The organism is Kribbella sancticallisti, from assembly GCF_039530625.1.
Taxonomy (GTDB): Bacteria; Actinomycetota; Actinomycetes; order Propionibacteriales; family Kribbellaceae; genus Kribbella; species Kribbella sancticallisti.
Genome location: NZ_BAAAOS010000018.1, coordinates 180,148 through 199,536, shown reverse-complemented (window position 1 = coordinate 199,536; position 19,389 = coordinate 180,148). Strand labels below are relative to the sequence as shown.

Annotated in this window: 16 protein-coding genes; 7 read left to right on the top strand and 9 right to left on the bottom strand. The window is 68.9% G+C overall.

Features of this window, described 5'->3' with window-relative positions; translation table 11 throughout:
• Positions 1-37 precede the first annotated feature (37 nt).
• Both soxR and ABD255_RS11310 read right to left on the bottom strand, forming a co-directional pair.
• Positions 38-517: a redox-sensitive transcriptional activator SoxR gene (gene soxR / locus ABD255_RS11315; protein WP_344212706.1), complete on the bottom strand. Its 480-nt coding sequence runs from the start codon at positions 515-517 to the stop codon at positions 38-40.
• A 53-nt stretch (positions 518-570) separates the two neighbouring features.
• Positions 571-1,842, bottom strand: coding sequence for an MFS transporter (locus ABD255_RS11310; protein ID WP_344212704.1), 1,272 nt, complete (start codon positions 1,840-1,842; stop codon positions 571-573).
• Between the two features lie 70 nt (positions 1,843-1,912).
• Here ABD255_RS11310 and ABD255_RS11305 point away from each other — a divergent pair, with 70 nt between their 5' ends.
• Positions 1,913-2,899 carry a GlxA family transcriptional regulator gene (locus tag ABD255_RS11305; RefSeq protein ID WP_344212702.1) on the top strand — a complete coding sequence of 329 codons (987 nt, stop codon included), beginning with the start codon at positions 1,913-1,915 and terminating at the stop codon, positions 2,897-2,899.
• 35 nt (positions 2,900-2,934) lie between these two features.
• Here the strand turns inward: ABD255_RS11305 and ABD255_RS11300 are convergent, their stop codons facing one another.
• The gene (locus ABD255_RS11300) at positions 2,935-4,068 is read right to left on the bottom strand and encodes a M24 family metallopeptidase (protein ID WP_344212700.1); all 1,134 of its coding nucleotides are present in this window, start codon (positions 4,066-4,068) and stop codon (positions 2,935-2,937) included.
• A gap of 225 nt (positions 4,069-4,293) precedes the next feature.
• On the opposite strand from ABD255_RS11300, the gene ABD255_RS11295 reads away from it, so the two are divergent.
• From ABD255_RS11295 to hrpA, 4 genes are all read left to right on the top strand, one after another.
• Entirely contained in the window at positions 4,294-5,178 is an 885-nt protein-coding gene (locus ABD255_RS11295) for an SDR family NAD(P)-dependent oxidoreductase (RefSeq protein WP_344212698.1), read from the top strand.
• Positions 5,175-6,779 carry an AMP-binding protein gene (locus ABD255_RS11290; RefSeq protein ID WP_344212696.1) on the top strand — a complete coding sequence of 535 codons (1,605 nt, stop codon included), beginning with the start codon at positions 5,175-5,177 and terminating at the stop codon, positions 6,777-6,779. The genes ABD255_RS11295 and ABD255_RS11290 overlap by 4 nt, the downstream gene beginning before the upstream one ends.
• A gap of 70 nt (positions 6,780-6,849) precedes the next feature.
• Positions 6,850-7,251, top strand: coding sequence for a universal stress protein (locus tag ABD255_RS11285; protein WP_425554413.1), 402 nt, complete (start codon positions 6,850-6,852; stop codon positions 7,249-7,251).
• 100 nt (positions 7,252-7,351) lie between these two features.
• Positions 7,352-11,437 carry an ATP-dependent RNA helicase HrpA gene (hrpA, locus tag ABD255_RS11280; protein WP_344212693.1) on the top strand — a complete coding sequence of 1,362 codons (4,086 nt, stop codon included), beginning with the start codon at positions 7,352-7,354 and terminating at the stop codon, positions 11,435-11,437.
• 10 nt (positions 11,438-11,447) lie between these two features.
• On the opposite strand, the gene ABD255_RS11275 is transcribed toward hrpA, so the two are convergent.
• The 5 genes from ABD255_RS11275 to ABD255_RS11255 all read right to left on the bottom strand — a co-directional run bounded on the left by ABD255_RS11275 (position 11,448) and on the right by ABD255_RS11255 (position 17,149).
• Entirely contained in the window at positions 11,448-12,266 is an 819-nt protein-coding gene (locus ABD255_RS11275) for an alpha/beta fold hydrolase (protein WP_344212691.1), read from the bottom strand.
• Between the two features lie 61 nt (positions 12,267-12,327).
• Positions 12,328-14,991 (bottom strand): discoidin domain-containing protein, encoded by a 2,664-nt coding sequence (locus tag ABD255_RS11270; RefSeq protein WP_344212689.1) that lies wholly within the window; start codon positions 14,989-14,991, stop codon positions 12,328-12,330.
• 139 nt (positions 14,992-15,130) lie between these two features.
• Positions 15,131-15,619, bottom strand: a complete 489-nt coding sequence (locus ABD255_RS11265) for a MarR family winged helix-turn-helix transcriptional regulator (RefSeq protein ID WP_344212687.1) — start codon at positions 15,617-15,619, stop codon at positions 15,131-15,133.
• A gap of 15 nt (positions 15,620-15,634) precedes the next feature.
• The gene (locus tag ABD255_RS11260) at positions 15,635-16,258 is read right to left on the bottom strand and encodes a DJ-1/PfpI family protein (RefSeq protein WP_344212685.1); all 624 of its coding nucleotides are present in this window, start codon (positions 16,256-16,258) and stop codon (positions 15,635-15,637) included.
• 39 nt (positions 16,259-16,297) lie between these two features.
• Positions 16,298-17,149 carry a helix-turn-helix domain-containing protein gene (locus tag ABD255_RS11255; protein ID WP_344212683.1) on the bottom strand — a complete coding sequence of 284 codons (852 nt, stop codon included), beginning with the start codon at positions 17,147-17,149 and terminating at the stop codon, positions 16,298-16,300.
• Positions 17,150-17,219: 70 nt separating this feature from the next.
• On the opposite strand from ABD255_RS11255, the gene ABD255_RS11250 reads away from it, so the two are divergent.
• Positions 17,220-18,011, top strand: coding sequence for a phytanoyl-CoA dioxygenase family protein (locus ABD255_RS11250; RefSeq protein WP_344212681.1), 792 nt, complete (start codon positions 17,220-17,222; stop codon positions 18,009-18,011).
• Positions 18,012-18,030: 19 nt separating this feature from the next.
• On the opposite strand, the gene ABD255_RS11245 is transcribed toward ABD255_RS11250, so the two are convergent.
• The gene (locus tag ABD255_RS11245; RefSeq protein WP_344212679.1) at positions 18,031-18,432 is read right to left on the bottom strand and encodes a VOC family protein; all 402 of its coding nucleotides are present in this window, start codon (positions 18,430-18,432) and stop codon (positions 18,031-18,033) included.
• A 157-nt stretch (positions 18,433-18,589) separates the two neighbouring features.
• Between ABD255_RS11245 and ABD255_RS11240 the strand changes: the two genes are divergently transcribed.
• Positions 18,590-19,336 carry a fructosamine kinase family protein gene (locus ABD255_RS11240; protein WP_344212677.1) on the top strand — a complete coding sequence of 249 codons (747 nt, stop codon included), beginning with the start codon at positions 18,590-18,592 and terminating at the stop codon, positions 19,334-19,336.
• Positions 19,337-19,389 lie beyond the last annotated feature (53 nt).

The following is a 19,389-nucleotide window of genomic DNA, read 5'->3' as shown; positions in this document are numbered from 1 at the left end:
GCCCGCTCGCCCGCACTGCCAGGCTGTGGACAACCGCTCAGCGGCAGCCAGCCGGATGGCAAGGCTCGCCGGCCGAGTCCACCAGCCGTTGCGGCCCCGGCCCCTTCGTCGCGAGGACGTCGTACGGGTTGGCCAAACCGCACCGGTCGAGCGAGAGGCAACCGCAGCCGACGCAGTCCTTGAAGTCGTCGCGGAGTTGCTCGAGGTGCACGATCCGCCGATCGAGTTCGGCCTGCCAGCACTGCGAGATGTACTCCCAGTCCTGCCGGGTCGGCGTCCGGTTGTCCGGCAGCAGCCGCAGGATCGCGGCCACCTCGGCCAGCGGGATGCCGACCCGCTGGGCGATCCGGATCATCGCGACCCGGCGCAGCGTGTCCCGCTTGTACCGGCGCTGGTTGCCCGACGTCCGCCGGCTGACGATCAGGTTCTGCCGTTCGTAGAAGTGCAGCGCGGAGATCGCCACCCCGCTGCGCTCCGCCAACTGCCCGACCGTCATCTCGCCCGGCTCGATGTCCACTCCGACGCCCTCCCCGCTCGAACCTCAACCAAGGTCGAGGCTAGCGGAGAGACTCAGGCGACGGCGATGCGCCGTCCGATGCTCGCCGACATCAGCGCGGCGGCCGCACACAACCCTCCGGCCAGGTACCAGGCCAGGTCGTACTCCCCCGCGGCGTCTCGAATCGCACCGGCACCGGTGGCGGCGATCGCGGCACCGATCTGGTGCGAGGCGAACACCCACCCGAACACGATCGGCCCGTCCACGCCGAACCACTCCCGGCACAGCGCGACCGTCGGCGGCACCGTCGCGACCCAGTCGAGCCCGTAGAAGATGATGAACACCCAGACGCTCGGCTGCGCGGTCGGCCCGAGCAGCGAGGGCAGTACGAGCAACGACAGCCCCCGCAGCGAGTAGTAGCCGATCAAGAGGTAGCGCGGGTCCCAGCGATCCGTCAGCCAGCCCGACACGATCGTCCCGGCCACGTCGAACACACCGACCAGCGCCAGCAGCGAGGCCGCAGTGGTCACCGGCATGCCGTGGTCATGCGCCGCGGTCACGAAGTGCGTCCCGACCAGGCCGTTCGTCGACGCCCCACAGATCGCGAAGCCACCAGCGAGCATCCAGAACGCCGGCTTGTGCATGGCCGACCACAACGCAGTCAACGCCCGTACTGCGCTACTCCCCGTCGTCTCCACTCTCTGCCCTGCCGTGCTCCCCTCCGGAGCGCCGTACGCCCGCAGCCCGACATCACTCGGGTAGTCACGCAGGAACAGCAGCACCAGGGGAACCACCGCAAGCGCCGCACCAGCCGCCACCAGGGCAGGTACCCGCCAGCCGTACGCGCCGGCCAGTTGCGCGATCAGGGGAAGGAAGATCAGTTGACCAGTGGCTCCGGCGGCGGTCAGGATTCCCGTCACCAGTCCCCGGCGATGCACGAACCAGCGGCCGGTGATGGTCGCGACGAAGGTCATCGACATCGAGCCGGTGCCGACACCGACCAGCAGACCCCAGCAGAGCATCAGTTGCCAGGACGAGTCCATGAAGATCGTGAGACCGCTGCCGAGCGCGATCAGCACCAGCGCGCCGCTCACCACTCGACGCAGGCCGAGCCGATCCATCAGAGCCGCCGCGAACGGCGAGATCAGGCCGTAGAGCAGCAGGTTGATCGAGACGGCGGCCGAGATCGTCGCGTGTGACCAGCCGAACTCCTCGTGCAACGGGTCGAGCAGCACACTCGGTACGGACCGGAAGCCGGCCGCTCCGATCAGGGTGATGAAACCGACGGCGGCGACGGGCCAGGCGCGGTGCAGCCGGACCGTCTTCTTCTCCAGGATCTGTGTCACCAGCCGAGTTTGCAGGACATGATCCTGTCGAAAAAGTGGCCAGAACGCCAGCATGTGTCAAGATATGGCCATGGCCAAACCCTCGTCCGAATCCGCCGGCGTGCACCGGGTCGCCGTGCTGGCGCTTGCGCCGGTCGTCGGCTTCGACCTGACCATCCCGCCGACCGTCTTCGGCGCGGCCACCCGAGCCGACGGCGCCGAGCTGTACGACGTCCGCATCTGCGGCCTGGAGGTGGCTCCGATCCGGGCGGGCGCCGGGTTCAGCCTGATCCCCGACTACGGCCCGGAGGCGTTGGCCGAGGCGGACACCGTGATCATCCCCGGCACCTACATCCGCCAGCCCCGGTACGAGGGAACCCTCCCCGACGACCTGGCCAAGGCCCTCGGCACGATCAGGCCCGGCACCCGGATCGCGTCGATCTGCACCGGCGCGTTCGTGCTCGCCGCAGCGGGCCTGCTCGACGACCGGGACGCGACCACGCACTGGCAGCGAGCCGAGATGTTCCGCGCTCTCTACCCGAAGGTGCGGCTGAACGAGGACCTGCTGTTCATCGACGACGGCGACATCGTCACCTCGGCCGGACTCGCCGCGGGCGTGGACCTGTGCCTGCACCTGATCCGCCGCGACTTCGGCAGCGAGGTCGCCAACCGCGCGGCGCGGCACTGCGTAGTTCCGCCCTGGCGTGATGGTGGTCAGTCCCAGTTCATCGAGCGTGTCGTCCCGGACGAAGGCACCGACGGTACGGCGCCGACCCGGGCGTGGGCGTTGGAAAGACTCGGCCAGGACCTGAGCCTCGGCATCATGGCGGCGCACTCACGGATGAGCGTGCGCACCTTCAGCCGTCGCTTCAAGGCGGAGACTGGCCAGTCCCCCGGCACCTGGTTGCTTCAGCAGCGCGTCCGGCACGCCTGCCACCTGCTCGAAACCACGGATCTGTCCGTCGACCGGGTCGCCGACACAGCCGGCCTCGGCACTGCGGCGTCCCTGCGCCACCACCTCCGCACCGAGGTCGGCATCTCCCCTCTCGCCTACCGCAAGACCTTCCGGGCCGGCTGACAATCAGCCGGGCAGGAGCTCAGCCAGGCAGGAGCTCAGCCGGGCAGGATGGCCAGCTCGTGCGGACGCTGGTTGACCGACTCCACACCGGTGTCGGTGACGATCACGATGTCCTCGATCCGGGCTCCCCAGCGGCCTGCCTGGTAGATGCCCGGCTCGATGCTGAACGCCATGCCCGGCTCGAGGACCAGCTTGTTACCGCTGACGATGTACGGGTGCTCATGAACGTCCAGCCCGATCCCGTGGCCGGTCCGGTGGATGAAGAACTCACCGAATCCGGCCTCGGTGATGACCTCCCGCGCAGCCGCGTCCACTGACTCCGCGGTGACACCCGGCCGTACGGCGTCGACCGCCGCCTGCTGGGCCAGCCGCAGTACCTCGTACGTCGTCACGGCATCGGCGTCGCGTGGTTCGCCGACCGCGTAGGTCCGGGTGGAGTCCGAGTTGTAGCCCTCGGCGACCGGGCCACCGATGTCCACGACCACCATGTCGCCCGCCTCGATCACGCGGTCCGACAGCGAGTGGTGCGGGCTGGCCGAGTTGGGGCCGCTGCCGACGATGACGAAGTCCGCCGCGGCATGGCCTTCTTCGACGATCGCGGCGGCGATGTCCGCGCCGACCTCCGCCTCGGTCCGGCCGGCCCGAAGCCACTCGCCGACGCGCGCGTGGACCCGGTCGATCGCCGCCCCGGCCTGCCGCAATGCCTCGACCTCGGCCGCGTCCTTCCGCATCCGCAACTCGCGAACGATCGGGCCGGCCAGCACCTGCTCGGCGGCAGGCAGAGCGTCCCGGATCGCGAGCACATGCAACGCCGGGGTGAAGTCGCTCACCGCGAGGCGATCGGGCTTGCCGAGCCGGTCGGCGACCAGCAGGTACGGGTCGTCGCCGTCGACCCAGGTGATCACGTCCACGCCGAGGTCACTCATCGGCACCGCCGAGAATCCGGGCGCCTCGAGCTTCGGCACCACGAGCGCGGGCGCTCCGTCGGCAGGGATGACGAGCGTGGTCAGCCGCTCGAACGAACTGCCTTCCTGGCCGAGCAGATAGCGCAGGTCGGAGCCCGGCGCGATCAGCAGTCCGGTGCCGGCCGCGGCCTGGCGAGCACGATCCAGCCGAGTACGCAGTACGGCGGCGGCGGGCACGGGCGGCGTTGAGGTTCGACGTGTCATGGGGCGAGCCTAGGCGAGGGGACGAAAACTGTCAGAGGCCTTTGTTACAACTGCCGGCAGCTGGATCGGCACTGCTGAAAGGGCTTCACGATGACGCTGCATCACGTCAGTCATAGCGAGGGCACTCCGGTGCTCGCACTGCACGGCTGGAGGACTTCACCGAGATTACCGTCCTGCAGACGATTGAGGCTGCCCAGAATGGCTACCAGCCGGTAATGTCGAGCCATGGAGACTGGGAAGCGCCCGATCGGCTGGCCTCTGCTCGTCGCGTTGACCAACGGGCGGACCAGGATCCCCGACGACCGGCTCGCCGCGGCCGTGCGGGACAAGGTCGTGCTGGTGACCGGCTCGTCGTACGGGATCGGTGAGGCGACGGCGAAGCGGCTGGCGCGGGCGGGTGCGACGGTCCTCCTGGTGGCGCGGACGGCCGATCAGTTGGAGATCGTCGCCGAGGAGATCCGGGCGGCCGGCGGCAAGGCGTTCGCCTACCCGGCGAATCTGGCCGAGCCGGCCGCGATCGAGGCGATGGTGGCCAAGGTGCTGGCCGAGCACGGTCACGTCGACGTCCTGGTGAGCAACGCGGGCAAGTCGATCCGGCGGTCCGTCGCCGATTCCTACCAGCGGTTCCACGACATCGAGCGGACCAACTCGGTCAACTATCTCGGCCCGGCCAAGCTGGTGCTGGAGTTGCTGCCGTCCATGCGCGAGCGCAGGTCGGGGCACATCGTGAACGTGTCGACCGCGGGGGTTCGCACTCCGCCGCTGGCTCGATGGTCGGCGTATCTGGCGTCCAAGGGTGCGTTCGACGTGTGGCTGCGATGCGTGGCGCAGGAGATCCGGGACGACGGGGTGACGGCCTCGACCGTCTACATGGGGTTGGTTCACACTCGCATGAGCGAGCCGACGCCGCTCCTGAACCAGATGCCGGGCCTGAGTCCGGCGCAGGCAGCCGACATGGTCTGCACGGCGGTGGCGGACCGGCCGAACAACATCACCCCGCCGCTCGTGCGTCCGGCCGATGCTCTGGGCAACCTTTTCCGGGTGCCGACCGATCTGCTCTTCCGGCAGTACTTCCGGCGGACGAACCGGCCGCGGAAGGACGAGCCGTGAGAGGCCCGCGCCCGATCGGGCCGATGCGGCCGCCCGACTGGCTGGTGCGGGGAGCGGCCGAGGCCGGTGGTGTCTCGGTCGCGCTGATCAGGTCCGGCGTGTGGAGATCGGCCCGGCCGTCCCACCTGGTCCCGATCGAGCGCGCGCTACGGCAGTGGGGCCAGTCGATGGCCGCGCTAGGGGTGATCGCGGCGATCCGGTACCCCGACCAGCCGGCCGTCATCGACGAGCGCGGCACGATCACGTACCGCGAACTCGATCGCCGCTGCTCGCGGATCGCCGCGGCCATGCATGCCGACCACGGAATCGGCGACACCAGCAAGGTCGCCATCCTCTGCAGGAACCACCGAGGCTTCCTGGAGGCGACCCTCGCTGCCTCCCGCCTCGGCGCCGACGTGCTGTTCGTCAACACGGAGTTCGCCGCACCTCAACTGAAGACAGTCCTGGAACGCCACAAACCGGACCTGCTGGTCATGGACGAAGAGTTCACGGCCGCAGCCGCCGACCTTCCTACCGTCACCGCGCTCGATCACCTTGCCGAGTCCACCGCGCCTGAGGCGCCGAAGCCGCGGCAGGCGGGGCACATCACGATCCTGACCTCGGGGACCACCGGAGCACCCAAGGCGGCGCCGCGGACGCCTACCGCTGTCGGATTGGCGGGTCTGACGGCCAGTACGTTGAACCGGATCGGGTTGCGGGCCGGGGAGCCGATGGTGATCTGTCCGCCGTTGTTCCACGGCCTCGGGTTGCTCAACTCGATGCTGGCGTTGTTCCTCGGGTCGCCCCTGGTCCTTGCGCGGCGGTTCGACGCGGCGGAGGTGCTCGCCGCGGTGGATCGGACCCGGGCCGGGTCGATCGTCGCGGTGCCGGTGATGCTTCAGCGGATGCTCGACCTCGGGCCGGAAGAGATCGCGAAGTACGACCTCGGGTCGCTGCGGGCGGTGATCTCGGGCGCTTCGGCGCTCGGACCGGCGTTGGCGCAGAGGTTCATCGGGCAGTTCGGGCCGGTGCTGTGCGACGCCTACGGGTCCAGTGAGATCGGCATCGCCACGATCGCCACCTCAGCCGATCTCCTCGCGGCGCCGGGGACGGTCGGCCGGCCCTGTCTGGGCAGTTCGGTCCGGATCCTCGATCCGAACGACCAGCCACTGCCCGTCGGGGAGACCGGCCGGATCTTCGCGGGCGGCGGTCTCGTCTTCGGCGGATACTCCGACGGCAGCAGCAAGACCGTGGTCGACGGCCGGATGAGCACCGGCGACCTCGGGCACCTCGACGGGTCCGGCCGGTTGTTCGTGGACGGCCGCGAGGACGACATGATCGTGTCGGGCGGCGAGAACGTGTACCCGGTCGAGGTCGAGGACTGTCTGATGAGCCACCCGGCCGTTGTGGAAGCCGTCGTGGTCGGCGTGCCCGACGAGGAGTTCGGCCAGCGGCTGGTGGCGTACGTAGTACCGGCTGCTGAGGTGACGGAGGACGAACTGATCGAGCACGTCCGCGCCAACCTCGCGCGGTACAAAGCGCCGCGGAAGGTCGTCCTGGTGGCGGACCTTCCGCGCAACGCGACGGGGAAGATCCTGCGGAACCAACTCGGCGAGAGCTGAGCTGTCCAGCCACACCGCGCAACACGTCGGGGATCGCCAGACACCCGACCGTGGGAGAGTGGACCTCGTGATGATCCTGGTCGGCTACGTGCCAACTGCCGAGGGCGAGGCCGCGCTGGATGCCGCCGCCGCCGAGGCCGAACTGCGCGGTGGCTCCGTGCTGCTGCTGAACACGCATCGCGATGACGGTCACCCCGACCCCCGGTACGCGGACCAGGCCGAGCTCGACGCGGCCGAGGCCCGGCTGCGGGAACGCGGGGTCTCGGTGACGATCCAGCAGGCGATCGGCACCGGCGACGTCGCCCACGAACTGCTTCGCGCGGCCGAGGCGAGCGACGTCGAGCTGATCGTGCTCGGCCTGCGCCGCCGCAGCCCCGTCGGCAAGCTCATCCTCGGCAGTACCGCCCAGCGCGTCCTGCTCGAGTCCCCGGTGCCCGTGCTCGCGGTCAAGGTCAAGACGCCGCGCGACTGACGTCAAGACCGACCTGCCCGCCGCCTTTCGGAGGCTTGCGGGGCGGTTCTGGTAAATCGGGGTGAGCGGCTGGGGTGGGCCGCCTAAACTGATCGGTGCCATGCCTGATGCCCGGACCGATTCGCAGAGTCCCACCCCAGCCACCGGTCCCGCCCAGGACCCCGCACGCCCCCGCCGCCCCAGACGTCGCCGCAAGAAGCCGGCCGTCGGCTCCGCCGACTCCACGGACCAAAAGGCCGGCGCCACGCGGCGCGGTGAGGCGGGCAGCGGCGACGTTGCCGCGTTGGCGGGTCGGCTGGACGGGTTGATAGGGGCTGACCGGGAGCAACTCGGGCGCCGTCTGGAGCGGCTACGGGGGTTGCGAGAGGAAGCGAAGCGGGAGAGCGCGCTCTCCGACATCTCGTCCCGGATCGAGCAGGCCGAGCGCCGGGTCGAGCAGCGGCGCCTCGCAGTACCCGAGATCACGTACCCAGAAGAGCTGCCGGTCAGTCAGCTCAAGGACGACATCGCCGCGGCGATCCGCGACCACCAGGTCGTCGTGATCGCCGGTGAGACCGGATCCGGCAAGACCACCCAGATCCCGAAGATCTGCCTCGAGCTCGGCCGCGGCGTCCAAGGCATGATCGGCCACACCCAGCCCCGCCGGCTCGCCGCCAGAACGGTCGCCGAGCGGATCGCCGAAGAACTCGGTACCGAGCTCGGCGAGACGATCGGTTACGCGGTCCGCTTCACCGACAAGGTCAGCGACCGCTCTCTGGTGAAGCTGATGACCGACGGCATCCTGCTCGCCGAACTGCAGCGCGACCGCGACCTCAGCCGGTACGACACGCTCATCATCGACGAGGCGCACGAGCGCAGCTTGAACATCGACTTCATCCTCGGTTACCTCAGGCAACTGCTCCCCCGCCGCCCCGACCTCAAGGTGATCATCACCTCCGCGACGATCGACCCCGAGCGCTTCGCCGAGCACTTCGCCGACGCCAAGGGCCACCCCGCACCGATCGTCGAGGTCTCCGGCCGCACCTATCCGGTCGAGACCCGCTACCGCCCGATCAACGACCCGGACGACCCGAGCACGCTCGATCGCGACCAGACCCAGGCGATCCTGGACGCCGTCGACGAACTCGCGCACGAGGCGCCGGGCGACGTACTGGTGTTCCTCAGCGGTGAGCGCGAGATCCGCGACACCGCCGACGCGCTCAGCGACAGCAACCTCCGCAACACCGAGATCCTCCCGCTCTACGCGCGACTCTCGAACGCCGAGCAGCACCGCGTCTTCCAGTCCCACGGCTCCAGCCGCCGGATCGTGCTCGCCACGAACGTCGCGGAGACCTCGCTGACCGTCCCCGGCATCAAGTACGTGATCGACCCGGGAACAGCGCGCGTCAGCCGCTACTCGCACCGCACGAAGGTGCAGCACCTGCCGATCGAACCGGTCTCCCAGGCCAGCGCCAACCAGCGCATGGGCCGCTGCGGCCGGACCAGCGACGGCATCTGCATCCGCCTGTACTCCGAGGAGCACTTCGAGAGCCGGCCCGAGTTCACCGACCCCGAGATCCTGCGCACCAACCTCGCCTCGGTGATCCTGCAGATGACCTCGATCGGCCTCGGTGACATCGCCGCGTTCCCGTTCATCGACGAGCCGGACAAGCGCAGCATCACCGACGGCCTGCAACTGCTCACCGAGCTCGGCGCGATCGACTCGGCCAAGGCGTCGGACCGCTCCCGCCGGCTGACCCCGGTCGGCAGGCAGTTGGCGCAGATCCCGCTCGACCCGCGGCTGGCCCGGATGATCGTCGAGGCGGACAAGCACGGCTGCGTCCGCGAGGTGATGGTGATCGCGTCCGCCCTGTCGATCCAGGACCCGCGCGAGCGCCCGACCGACGCCGAGGCGCAGGCCACCCAGGCGCACGCCCGGTTCCGCGACCCGAACTCGGACTTCCTCGGCTTCCTCAACCTGTGGAACTACCTGAAGAAGCAGCAGAAGGACCTGTCCGGCAACCAGTTCCGCCGGATGTGCCGCAGCGAGTACCTCAACTATCTGCGCGTCCGCGAATGGCAGGACATCTTCGCCCAGCTCCGCCAGGTCGCCACCCAGATCGGTGTCACCCTCAACTCGGGCGAAGCCGCCGACCCGCAGCGCGTGCACGTCTCGCTGATGTCCGGCCTGCTCTCCCACCTGGGCATGAAGGACCCCGCGAACCAGCACCAGTACCTCGGTGCCCGCGGCACCAAGTTCGCGATCTTCCCGGGCTCGGGCCTGTTCAAGAAGCCGCCGCAGTTCGTGATGGCCGCCGAACTGGTCGAGACGTCGCGGCTGTGGGCCCGGGTGAACGCGAAGATCGAGCCCGAGTGGGCCGAGGACATCGCCCAGCACCTGATCAAGCGCAGCTACTCCGAGCCGCACTGGGAACGCAAGGCCGGCGCCGTGATGGCGTACGAGAAGGTCACCCTGTACGGCGTACCGATCGTTGCCCGGCGCAAGATCAACTACGGCTCGGTGGACCAGGAGGTGTCCCGCGCGCTGTTCATCCGGCACGCGCTGGTGGAAGGCGACTGGGACACCCACCACAAGTTCTTCCACGAGAACCGCAAGCTGATCGAGGAGGTCGAGGAGCTCGAGGAGCGCACCCGGCGCCGCGACCTGCTGGTCGACGACGAGACCCTGTTCGCCTTCTACGACGAGCGGCTCGGCCCGGACGTCGTCACCGGACGCCACTTCGACACCTGGTGGAAGAAGGCCCGGCAGCGCGACCCCGACCTGCTCGACTTCGAGCGGTCCCTGGTGGTCCGTGAGGGCGCGGAGGTTCGGGAGGAGGAGTTCCCGCTCACCTGGACGCAGAACGGGATGACCTTCGACCTTACCTACGCTTTCGAGCCGGGGACCGACGCCGACGGTGTCACCGTGCATCTGCCGCTGCTGGTGCTGAACCAGGTCACCGCCGACGGGTTCGAGTGGAGCGTGCCCGGCTTCCGCGAGGAACTCGTCACCACCCTGATCAAGTCGTTGCCGAAGGCGATCCGGCGCAACATCGTGCCGGCGCCGGACCACGCCCGGCAGGTGCTCCCCCAGCTGGACCCGTCGTCCGGGCCGCTGATCGACGCGCTGGCCCGCGAGCTGCGGAACCTTCGCGACGTCGTCATCGAGCCGGCCGACTGGGACTGGACCCGGGTGCCCGAGCACCTGCGGATGACGTTCCGGGTCGTCGACGACAAGGGCAAGACGGTGGCCGAGGGCAAGGATCTTGCCGCGCTGAAGCAGCGGTTGAAGCCCAGGACAACGGCCGCGATCTCGCAGGTCGCGTCGAAGGCGGTCAGCGGACTGGAGCGCTCCGGGCTGACCGACTGGACCTTCGGCGACCTGCCGCGCAGCTTCTCCGAGCACCGCAACGGCCTGACCGTGGCGGGCTACCCGGCCCTGGTCGACGAGGGCAAGAGCGTGGCGATCCGCCTGCAGGAGACCGAACGCGACCAGGCCGCGGCGATGTGGAACGGCACCCGCCGGCTGTTGCTGCTGACGATGCCGTCGGTCATCGACGTGGTGCAGCGCAACCTGACCAACCAGCAGAAGATGACCCTGATGGCCGGCCCGCACCGCAACGTCGGCGACCTGCTGGACGACGCGATCTCCGCCGCCGTCGACCAACTGATGGCGGCTGCCGGCGGCCCGGTCTGGAACCTCACCGCCTTCTCGTTCCTCCGCGACGCCGTCCGGTCGGATCTCGCCGACACGGTGCTGACGATCCTGCAGCAGGTCGAGCAGGTGCTCACCCATGCCCGCACGGTGGACAAGCAGATCTCCCGCTCGTCGAGCCCGGCCCTGCTCGCGGCGCTGTCCGACGTACGGGGTCAGCTGGAAGGTCTGGTGCACCGCGGGTTCATCACCGAGACCGGGGCGAAGCGGCTGCCCGATCTCGTCCGCTATCTGCGCGGGATCGAGCAGCGGCTGGACAAGATCGGCGCCAACGCGATGCGGGACCGCTCCGGCATGGCGGTCGTCCACATGCTGACCGACGAGTACCAGAAACGCCTCAAGGCCGTTCCGACCGGCAAGTACCCGAGCCCGGAGCTCCTCGAGGTGCGCTGGATGCTCGAGGAACTCCGGATCAGCCTGTTCGCTCAGACCATCGGTACCCCGTACCCGGTCTCCGACAAGCGGATCCGGAAGGCGCTGGCCGCGGCCTAGCTCTTGAGGCCTAGCTCTCCTCGGTGGGTTCGGGCATCGGCGCATCCAGGAAGGTCAGCACGACGTCGCGGACCAGGTCGGTGCGGGCCATGCCGAAGAAGTGGGTCGTGCCGGGGAACACCGCCAGCTGGGAGGCCGGCACACCGACGAAGTCGCCGTTGACGTCGCTGCCGCGCAACTGGGCGAACTTCACCGCGTGCTCGAGCTTCACCGCGTCGTTGTCGCCGACGGTGTACAGCGTCGGTGCCGCGATCCCGCGGATGTCGTCGTCGGACCAGCCGTTCGCACCGCGGTCGTAGCCGCCGAGCTTGTCGAGCAGGCCCTGCAGGTGTTCGAGGTCCGGGTGCGGCGACTTCGCCAGGTACTCCGCCTCCATCGGCGTGCCGGCGATCATCTCGACCTTCATCTCCCCCACCGCCGCGTTCTCCGGCCGGTCGCCGTCCGGGTGGTACGACACCGACGAGATGATCGCCTTGCGGATCAGCTCCGGGTTCCGGATCGCCAGGTGCAGCGCGACGGCGCCGCCCACACTGAAACCGAAGACGTCGACCTGCGGCACGTCCAGGTGTTGCAGCAGGCCGACGACGTCGGAGGCCAGCGCCTCGGTCCCCAGCGGCCGGTCGAGGTCGTTGGTCCGGCCGTGCCCCTGGAAGTCGGCGGCGATGACCTGGCGGGTCTCGGCCAGGCTCGGCAGCACCTGGCCGAACTGCAGGTCGATGTTGAACAACCCGCCGTGCAGGAGGAGCAGCGGCGTACCGCCCTCGCCGTGGATCTCGTAGTACATCTGCAGGCCGTTGACCGGCGCGTACCCGGTCTTCTTCTCAGTCACAGCGTCTCCCCTTGGTCGGATGCCCCCTGACTATCAGGTTCAGGGGGCACCCGACGAGCGGTCAGGGGTAGTTGACGACGTACCGCTGCTGGGTGGCGGCGTTCGCGGTGCCGCCGGTGCTGTTGATGACGTTGGCGATGGTGCCGACGCCGCCCAGCGAGACCGAGACGAGGCCGTGGAACCGGACGCCCGGGGTGTCCGGCACCTCGAACGAGCGGTCGACGACGATCGACGGGTTCACGTTGAAGAACGAGTAGCTGCCGACGCCCCACGCCTCATGGCTGGTGACGTTGTTGGCCACCTTGTACGCCGCCCAGCCGCGGGTCCCGCCGCCACTCGACCAGGACGCCTGATCGGGAACGTCGTACGGGAACTCGTTCTGGTAGAAGTACGTGCGGCCGCCGTTGCCGTTCCAGATGGTCTCGTACTTCTGGTAGTGCTCGACGAACAGCCCGTACATCGTCACGTTGGCGCCGTTGACCACGAGACCCGTGTCCGCGGTGTTGAGGTCCCAGGCGACCTGGTCACCGTGATCAGCGCGCCACAGCCACAGGTGGTCGCCGATCACGTTGTGGCTGTTCACCTGCACGCTGACCGTCGCCCTGCCGAGATGCGCGCCGCCGCCGATGCGGACGAACACGTCGTGCAGCGAGGTCGGGTTCGCCGCGTGGTTCGCGGTCGAGCCGGCCGGGCCGACCTCGACCAGCACCGCCGAGTTCACCGGTCCGGCGTCGATCAGCAGACCGCCGAGCTTGACCCCGTCCACGTCGGCGACCGAGATCGCCGTCTTGCCTGTGTCCGGCGTCAGCGTGGCCAACCCGATGCCGAGGACGACGGTGTTCGGCTGGGTCACCTTGATGGTGTCGCCGAGGTGGTAGATCCCCGGTGTGAACAACAGGTGCTTGCCCTGGCTGAGCGCCGCGTTGATCGTCGCGACCGGCGTGCTCGGCTTGGCGACGAGGAACTGGCTCAGCGAGATCGACGAACCCGCCGCCGGACCGCGGGACCAACTGGTGCCGGACGAGTTCTGCCGCAGGGCCGGGACGAACACGTTGTAGCTGCCGGCGCCGTCGACGTACAGGAACGGCTTCTCCCGGATCTGCGGTGTCGTGCCGACGACCGTGTGGGACGGGTTCGGGAAGTTCTGCGGCGGTGCGCCGGTGGTGCCGACGAACACCATGTTCCAGACCGAGCCGTTCCAGCCGCCGAACTCCGAGTTCCGCGACAGCCACTGCTGCTGCGATCCGGAGACGACCGTGTTGTCGATCTTGGTGTCGGCGAACAGGCCACCGCTGGCCCAGCCGTCGCCGCCGCTCCAGAGCTGGATCTCGGGTGCGCTCTTGAGATGCATCCGCCGGTACGGCGCCGCCTGCGCGACGGCCCAGCGCTCGATCTGCCCGGCCGGTGGGGTCACCGCCATGTTCTCGGCGGATCGCCAGAAGTTCTGGGTGGCGTTCTGCTTGTTGTTCGGGTTGTCGCCCTGCTGCAGCCAGTCGGCCTCGACCCGGACGTGGCCGTTGATGTTCACGTCGTCCGGCGAGAGACCGAGGCCGGCGACCTGGGTGTTGAAGCCGAGGTTCACGTCAGCGGTGTACGTGCCCGGCTTGAAGAGCAACGCGTTGCGCTCGGTGCCGAACTGGTTGGTGTGCTGCAGCGCGGCGACCTGGTCCAGCCTCGCCTGCATCTGGACCTGCGGTGTGGCCGGGGTGAAGACGTCGACGTTCGGGCCGAAGTCCGGGTTCAGCGGATCCGTCGGCGGAATGACCGGTCCGCTGCCATCGTCGGTCGTGCGCACGACCACCTCCCACAGTGAGTAGCCGTACCCCGTACCGCGCTGCGTTCCGTTGACGCGCAGGTAGCGACCGTTGCCGGTGACATCGAGCGTCTGGGTGCCGCCGGTGCCTGTCGTCGTCGAGTAGATCGAGGTCCAGGTGGACCCGTTGCCGGACACCTGGACCTGGAAAGCCTTGCCGTACGCCGCTTCCCAGTTGAGGACGACCTGACAGATGGACTGGGTCGAGCCGAGGTCGATCTGGAGCCACTGGGGATCCGAGAACGCGCTCGCCCACCGGGTGCCCAGGTTGCCGTCGACCGCGGCGGAGGCCGGGACACCCGCGTTCTCGGCGGACGACGCGGTGGCAACCTTGCCCTGAGCAACGTTGTTGGTACCGCAGGCGGTCGGGCCGCCGTCGGTACCGCCGTACACCTGGAACTCCCAGAGGGAGTAGCCGAAGCCCGTACCGCGCTGGGTGCCGAGCATCCGGACGTAGCGACCAGTGCCGGTGACGGCGAGATCCTGTACTCCGCCGGTGCCGGTGGTGGTCGTGTAGATCGGGGACCAGGTGGACCCGTTGTCCGAGACCTGGATCTGGAAGGACTTGCCGTACGCGGCTTCCCAGTTCAGGACGACGCGCGTGATCGGCGCGGAGGCACCAAGGTCGACCTGCAACCACTGGGGGTCGGAAAAGGCGCTGGCCCATCTCGTACCGGTGTTGCCGTCGACGGCCGCGGCAGCCGCAGCACCGGCGTTCTCGGTGCTGGAACTGGTGGCGGGCTTGCCCTGCGACAGCAGCGAGACGGCAGTCTGAGCTCTGCCGCTCGCCTGGGCGTCGCCGCCGGGGTGCGAGACCACGAGGGCGGTGGCTAGGAGGAGCGCGGCCGACACCAGGGTCAGCGCGCGCCGGAACGCCGGAGAGCGCGCTCCGGCCGGTCGGGAATTCTGCATGGGCGGAACCAATCAGGAGGGGACGTCCGGCGGGATGAGAGAGCGCTCTCTCGAAGAGTGATGGGTCCCTGCTCGACTGTCAAGGGAACGTTCCCCGAGTCTGGTCCGGAACTTCTGAGTCAGTCCGTCGACGAGCCGCTCAGTCCACTGCCGACGGCGGGACAGGCGCGGCGGAACCGGCACACGGCTCGAGGTCGAGAGCGTCCAGCGCCTCGGACAGCTTGGTCAGCGTCGCCACCGCGGCCGCGAATTCCGAGCGGCCGAGCAGGTCGGCCAACTGGGCGGCATGTACCGCGTGGTGCGGACTGATCGCCCGGATCGCCTCCAGACCCTCCGGCGTCCCGGCCACCAGTTTCGCGCGGCGATGCGCCGGGTTGTCGCGGTACTCCATCAGGCCTTTGCCGACCAGCACGTCCGCGGTGCGCTGGACGGCCTGGCGGGTGATGCCCATCTCGCGGGCGATGGCCGAGACGGTCAGCGGCGTGTGGAGCACGGCACCGAGGACCTGCCACCACGTCGCGGTCACCCCGACCGGCCGAGCGAGGTGCTCGGCCAGTTCGAGGAACTGCCCGTTGAGTTTGAACGCCATCAGCGCGGCGGCACCGAGCAGTTCCTGGTCATTGCTCACCACAGGAGTATCCACTCAGGCCGACATCAGTTCGTAGAACCCGGCCGGGTCCTTGGCGCCGTACAGCTTGTACCAGGAGTCGAGCACGTGCGGCTCGTAGACGTCGAGGCGCTCGAAGATCGCCCGCGCGAAGTCGACCGGAGCGTTGGCGGCGGCGGTGATCAAGTCGCGGTCGGTCACCGCCGGCTCGTCGCGGTACAGGTGTGCCCCGCCGTAGCCGAGGCTGTTCAGGAACTCGGCGGCGTTGCTGGTGTGCTCGCGGTCGTCCAGCAGCCCGGCCAGCGCGAGCCCACCGGTCGCTCCGCAGATCGCCGCCACCGGCACACCGGCGTCGAGGAACTCCCTGGCCTTGGCGGTGAACGGCACGTACGCCTCGGTCGGGAAGAGGTCGTTGCCCGCCAGCACCAGCATCGCGCTGTCCTCGGGCCGCAGGTCGGCCAACGCGAGGTCCGGCAGGATCCGCAACCCGCCGGCCGTGGTGATCGGCTCGAGACTCGGCCCGACCGTCTTCACCTCGTAGCGACCGGGATTCTTCTGCCACAACGGCCCGTTGACGTGGGCGGTGGCGAAGCCGATCTCCCAGTCGGAGAACGTGTCGTAGACGGCGACGTGGACGGTGGCTTTCGTGATCTCATTCATGACAACACCTTGTCATTTTGACAAGGTGTTGTCAACAGCTCAGGGCACGAAAGCGCGTTGGGACTGATGCCGGAACGCGCGGGGTGACACCTGGTGCGCGGCGGTGAAGCAGCGGGTGAAGTAGGACTGGCTGGAGAAGCCGCAGCGAGCGGCGATCTCCGCGATCGGGTCGGAGGTCGCCGCCAGCAAGGAGGCGGCCTGCTCCAGTCGGAGATCCGCGACGAAGTCCGTCGGCGTCATCCCGTACGCCGTACGCAGGGTGCGGGACAAGTGGGCAGCGCTGACGCCGGCGAGTTCCAGCAGGCGCGGCACTCCGAGCCGCAGGTTCTCCTCGGCGCGCATCGCCGTGCAGGCTTTCGCCAGCCACTCCGGCGCCTGGATTCCCGAAGCGCGTGCCGGCAGTTCCTCGGGCGAGACGAACGGCAGCAAGTCGATCCAGAACCGCATCAGATCGAAGTGCCCGGGCTCGTCGGCGAAGCTGCGCAAAGCGTGTTCGAAGACCGTCACCACCGCGGCGGCGTCGTCCGGCCGGAAGACGACCGGATGCCGGGCCGCGTCCCAACTGCCGGTCGGATTGGTTCTGGTCAGGTTGAGAAAGCCCTGCCAGGCCGAACTCGGAAAGGCGACGTTGATGAACTCGAGCCCGTCGGGCGCCGACCCCCTGATGGCGTGCCGATCTCGCGGCCGGACCAGCACCACGTCACCCGCCGCCAGCGGGAGCGTGCCCGTCTCCAGGAGGTGCTCGCCGTTCCCGGACACGACGCCCATGAACTCGTGGAAGTCGGCGTGCGTGTGCAGTTCGGAGTCCCTCGCCCGTGGGGCGAAGCGGATCCGGGCCGCGTGGTACGGACGACCCAACGCGGACCACTCGAAGCGCAGTACCTGGCTCACATCAACAGGCTACAAGTTTGCGTCAGTGAGCTGCTAGTCGCACAGCGCTTCCGCCGGGGAGCATTCCGGTATGACCTCAGTGGCAGACAACCAGGTCGCCGACAACGCCCTGGAGACCTACCAGCGCGACGGCTACGTCATCTTCCGCAACGTTCTCGACCGGCAACTGATCAACGAAGTGAACGATCACGTCGACTGGTTGCAGGCCAAGCACCCGGACATCCGGCCGGAACAACTCGGCCACGTCTTCCTGCGCGACGACCCGTTCTGGGTCCGCCTGGTCAGCGACCCGCGGCTGCTGGAGATCGCGTCGGTGTTCGTCGGGCCCGATCTGGCCCTGTTCGCCTCGCACTACATCTCCAAGCCGCCGTACTCCGGCCAGCCGGTGCTCTGGCATCAGGACGCCGCGTTCTGGCCGCTCGATCCGATGAGCGTGGTGACTCTCTGGCTGGCCGTCGACCACTCGACGCCCGGCAACGGCTGCGTCCGGGTGATTCCCGGCAGCCACCTCGGGCCGATCGCCGAGATGCGCGACAACGACAGCGTGCAGAGCGTGCTCGGCAAGGAGATCGCGGTCGAGGTGGACGAGTCGGAGGCGGTCGACATCGTGCTCGCGCCGGGCGACGTCGAGGTGCACCACCCGAACATCGTGCACGGCAGCAGCGCGAACACCTCGCCGAACCGGCGCTGCGGGCTGACGATCCGCTACATCCCGACCTCGACCCGGATCACCGATCCCGAGGTCCCCTACCCGAGCGCGTTCCACCTGCAGGGGTCCCCGGGCGTGAACAGCTACCAGCCGCGACCCCGGTACGTCGAGGGCCGCGACTATCCGTTCACCGGTCGGTCGGAATGGATCTAAGCCCGACCCAACGCACTCGTCACTCCAGGCAGATCCTGAAGGGGTGGCCGGCCGGGTCGGCGTAGACCCGCCAGCCGCGCTCGTTCTCGGCCGGCGGGGCGTCGACCGGGTCCAGCGGCTCGGCGCCGAGGGCGACAACGGTCGCGTGACCACTGGCCAGGTCCTCGACGATCAGGTCGAGGTGGAGTTGCTGTGCTTCAGCACCCGGCCAGGTGGCGGGTACGTAGTCTTCCGAACGCCGGAAACCGAGCGTCGACCCGGGGCCGGTCAGGCTCCGCCAGTCGTCGTCACCGTGCTCATCGATCTCCAGACCGAACAGCGTCGAGTAGAACCGGGCGAGCTCGAGTGGGTCCGGGCAATCCAGCACCACCGAGCCGAGCCGCCCGGCACTGGTGCCCGGCTGCTCTGCCACCTGCGTCATCTGTCCTCCAGCTTCGGTAACACATTCGTTCGTACGGCCAGACCCGTCCTGGTCAGAAGGCCCGGCCGCAAACAATGGCAGGTCGGACCGACAGTTCGCACCTTTCGACACGCCTTATTGAGCAGTCACGGATCGTCACGCCTGGCAGAGTGCCGGCATGCCCTTCGTGAAAGAGCGGCACGACGTCCCGGCCGGCTTCTTCGAGGTCGAGGCCGCAGGCCTGCGCTGGCTGAGCGTTCCCGGCGGACCTCCCGTGGTGCAGCCGCTCGAGGTCTCCGCCGGTCGCCTCGTACTCCCGCAGGTGGACTCGGCGCCCCCAACTCCGGCGGCTGCGGAGGACTTCGGCCGGCGCTTGGCCGTCATGCACGACGCCGGCGCGCGGCACTTCGGAGTACCGCCGGATGGGTGGCATGGAGACGGCTACATCGGCACTGCCGACCTGCCCCACGCACAGGAGCCAGTCGGGTCCTGGGGCGAGTTCTACGCGACCTACCGGCTTCGGCCCTTTCTACGGACGGCCTACGACCGCGGCACGATCGGCGAGCGTGAACTCGCCGTGTTCGACCGGGTGTGCGAAAGAGTCGCCGCTGATCCGGGTGAAGAGCCCGGCCGGATCCACGGTGACCTGTGGTCGGGCAATGTGCTCTGGAGCAGCGCAGGCGTCCACCTGATCGATCCCGCGGCCCATGGCGGCCACCGGGAGACCGACCTCGCCATGCTCGCCCTGTTCGGTCTGCCGCACCTGGACCGCGTACTACGCGCCTACGACGAGGCGCATCCGCTGGCAGACGGCTGGCGCGATCGGGTGTCCCTTCACCAGGTCCACCCGCTTCTGGTGCACGTGGTGCTGTTCGGCTCGTCGTACGTCGGGCAGGCTGTAGCCGCGGCGCGGCGCTACGCCTGAGTAACGAAGGGAGTTTGCTGAAAGATCTTGACTCGCGGAGTAAGCAGACGAAC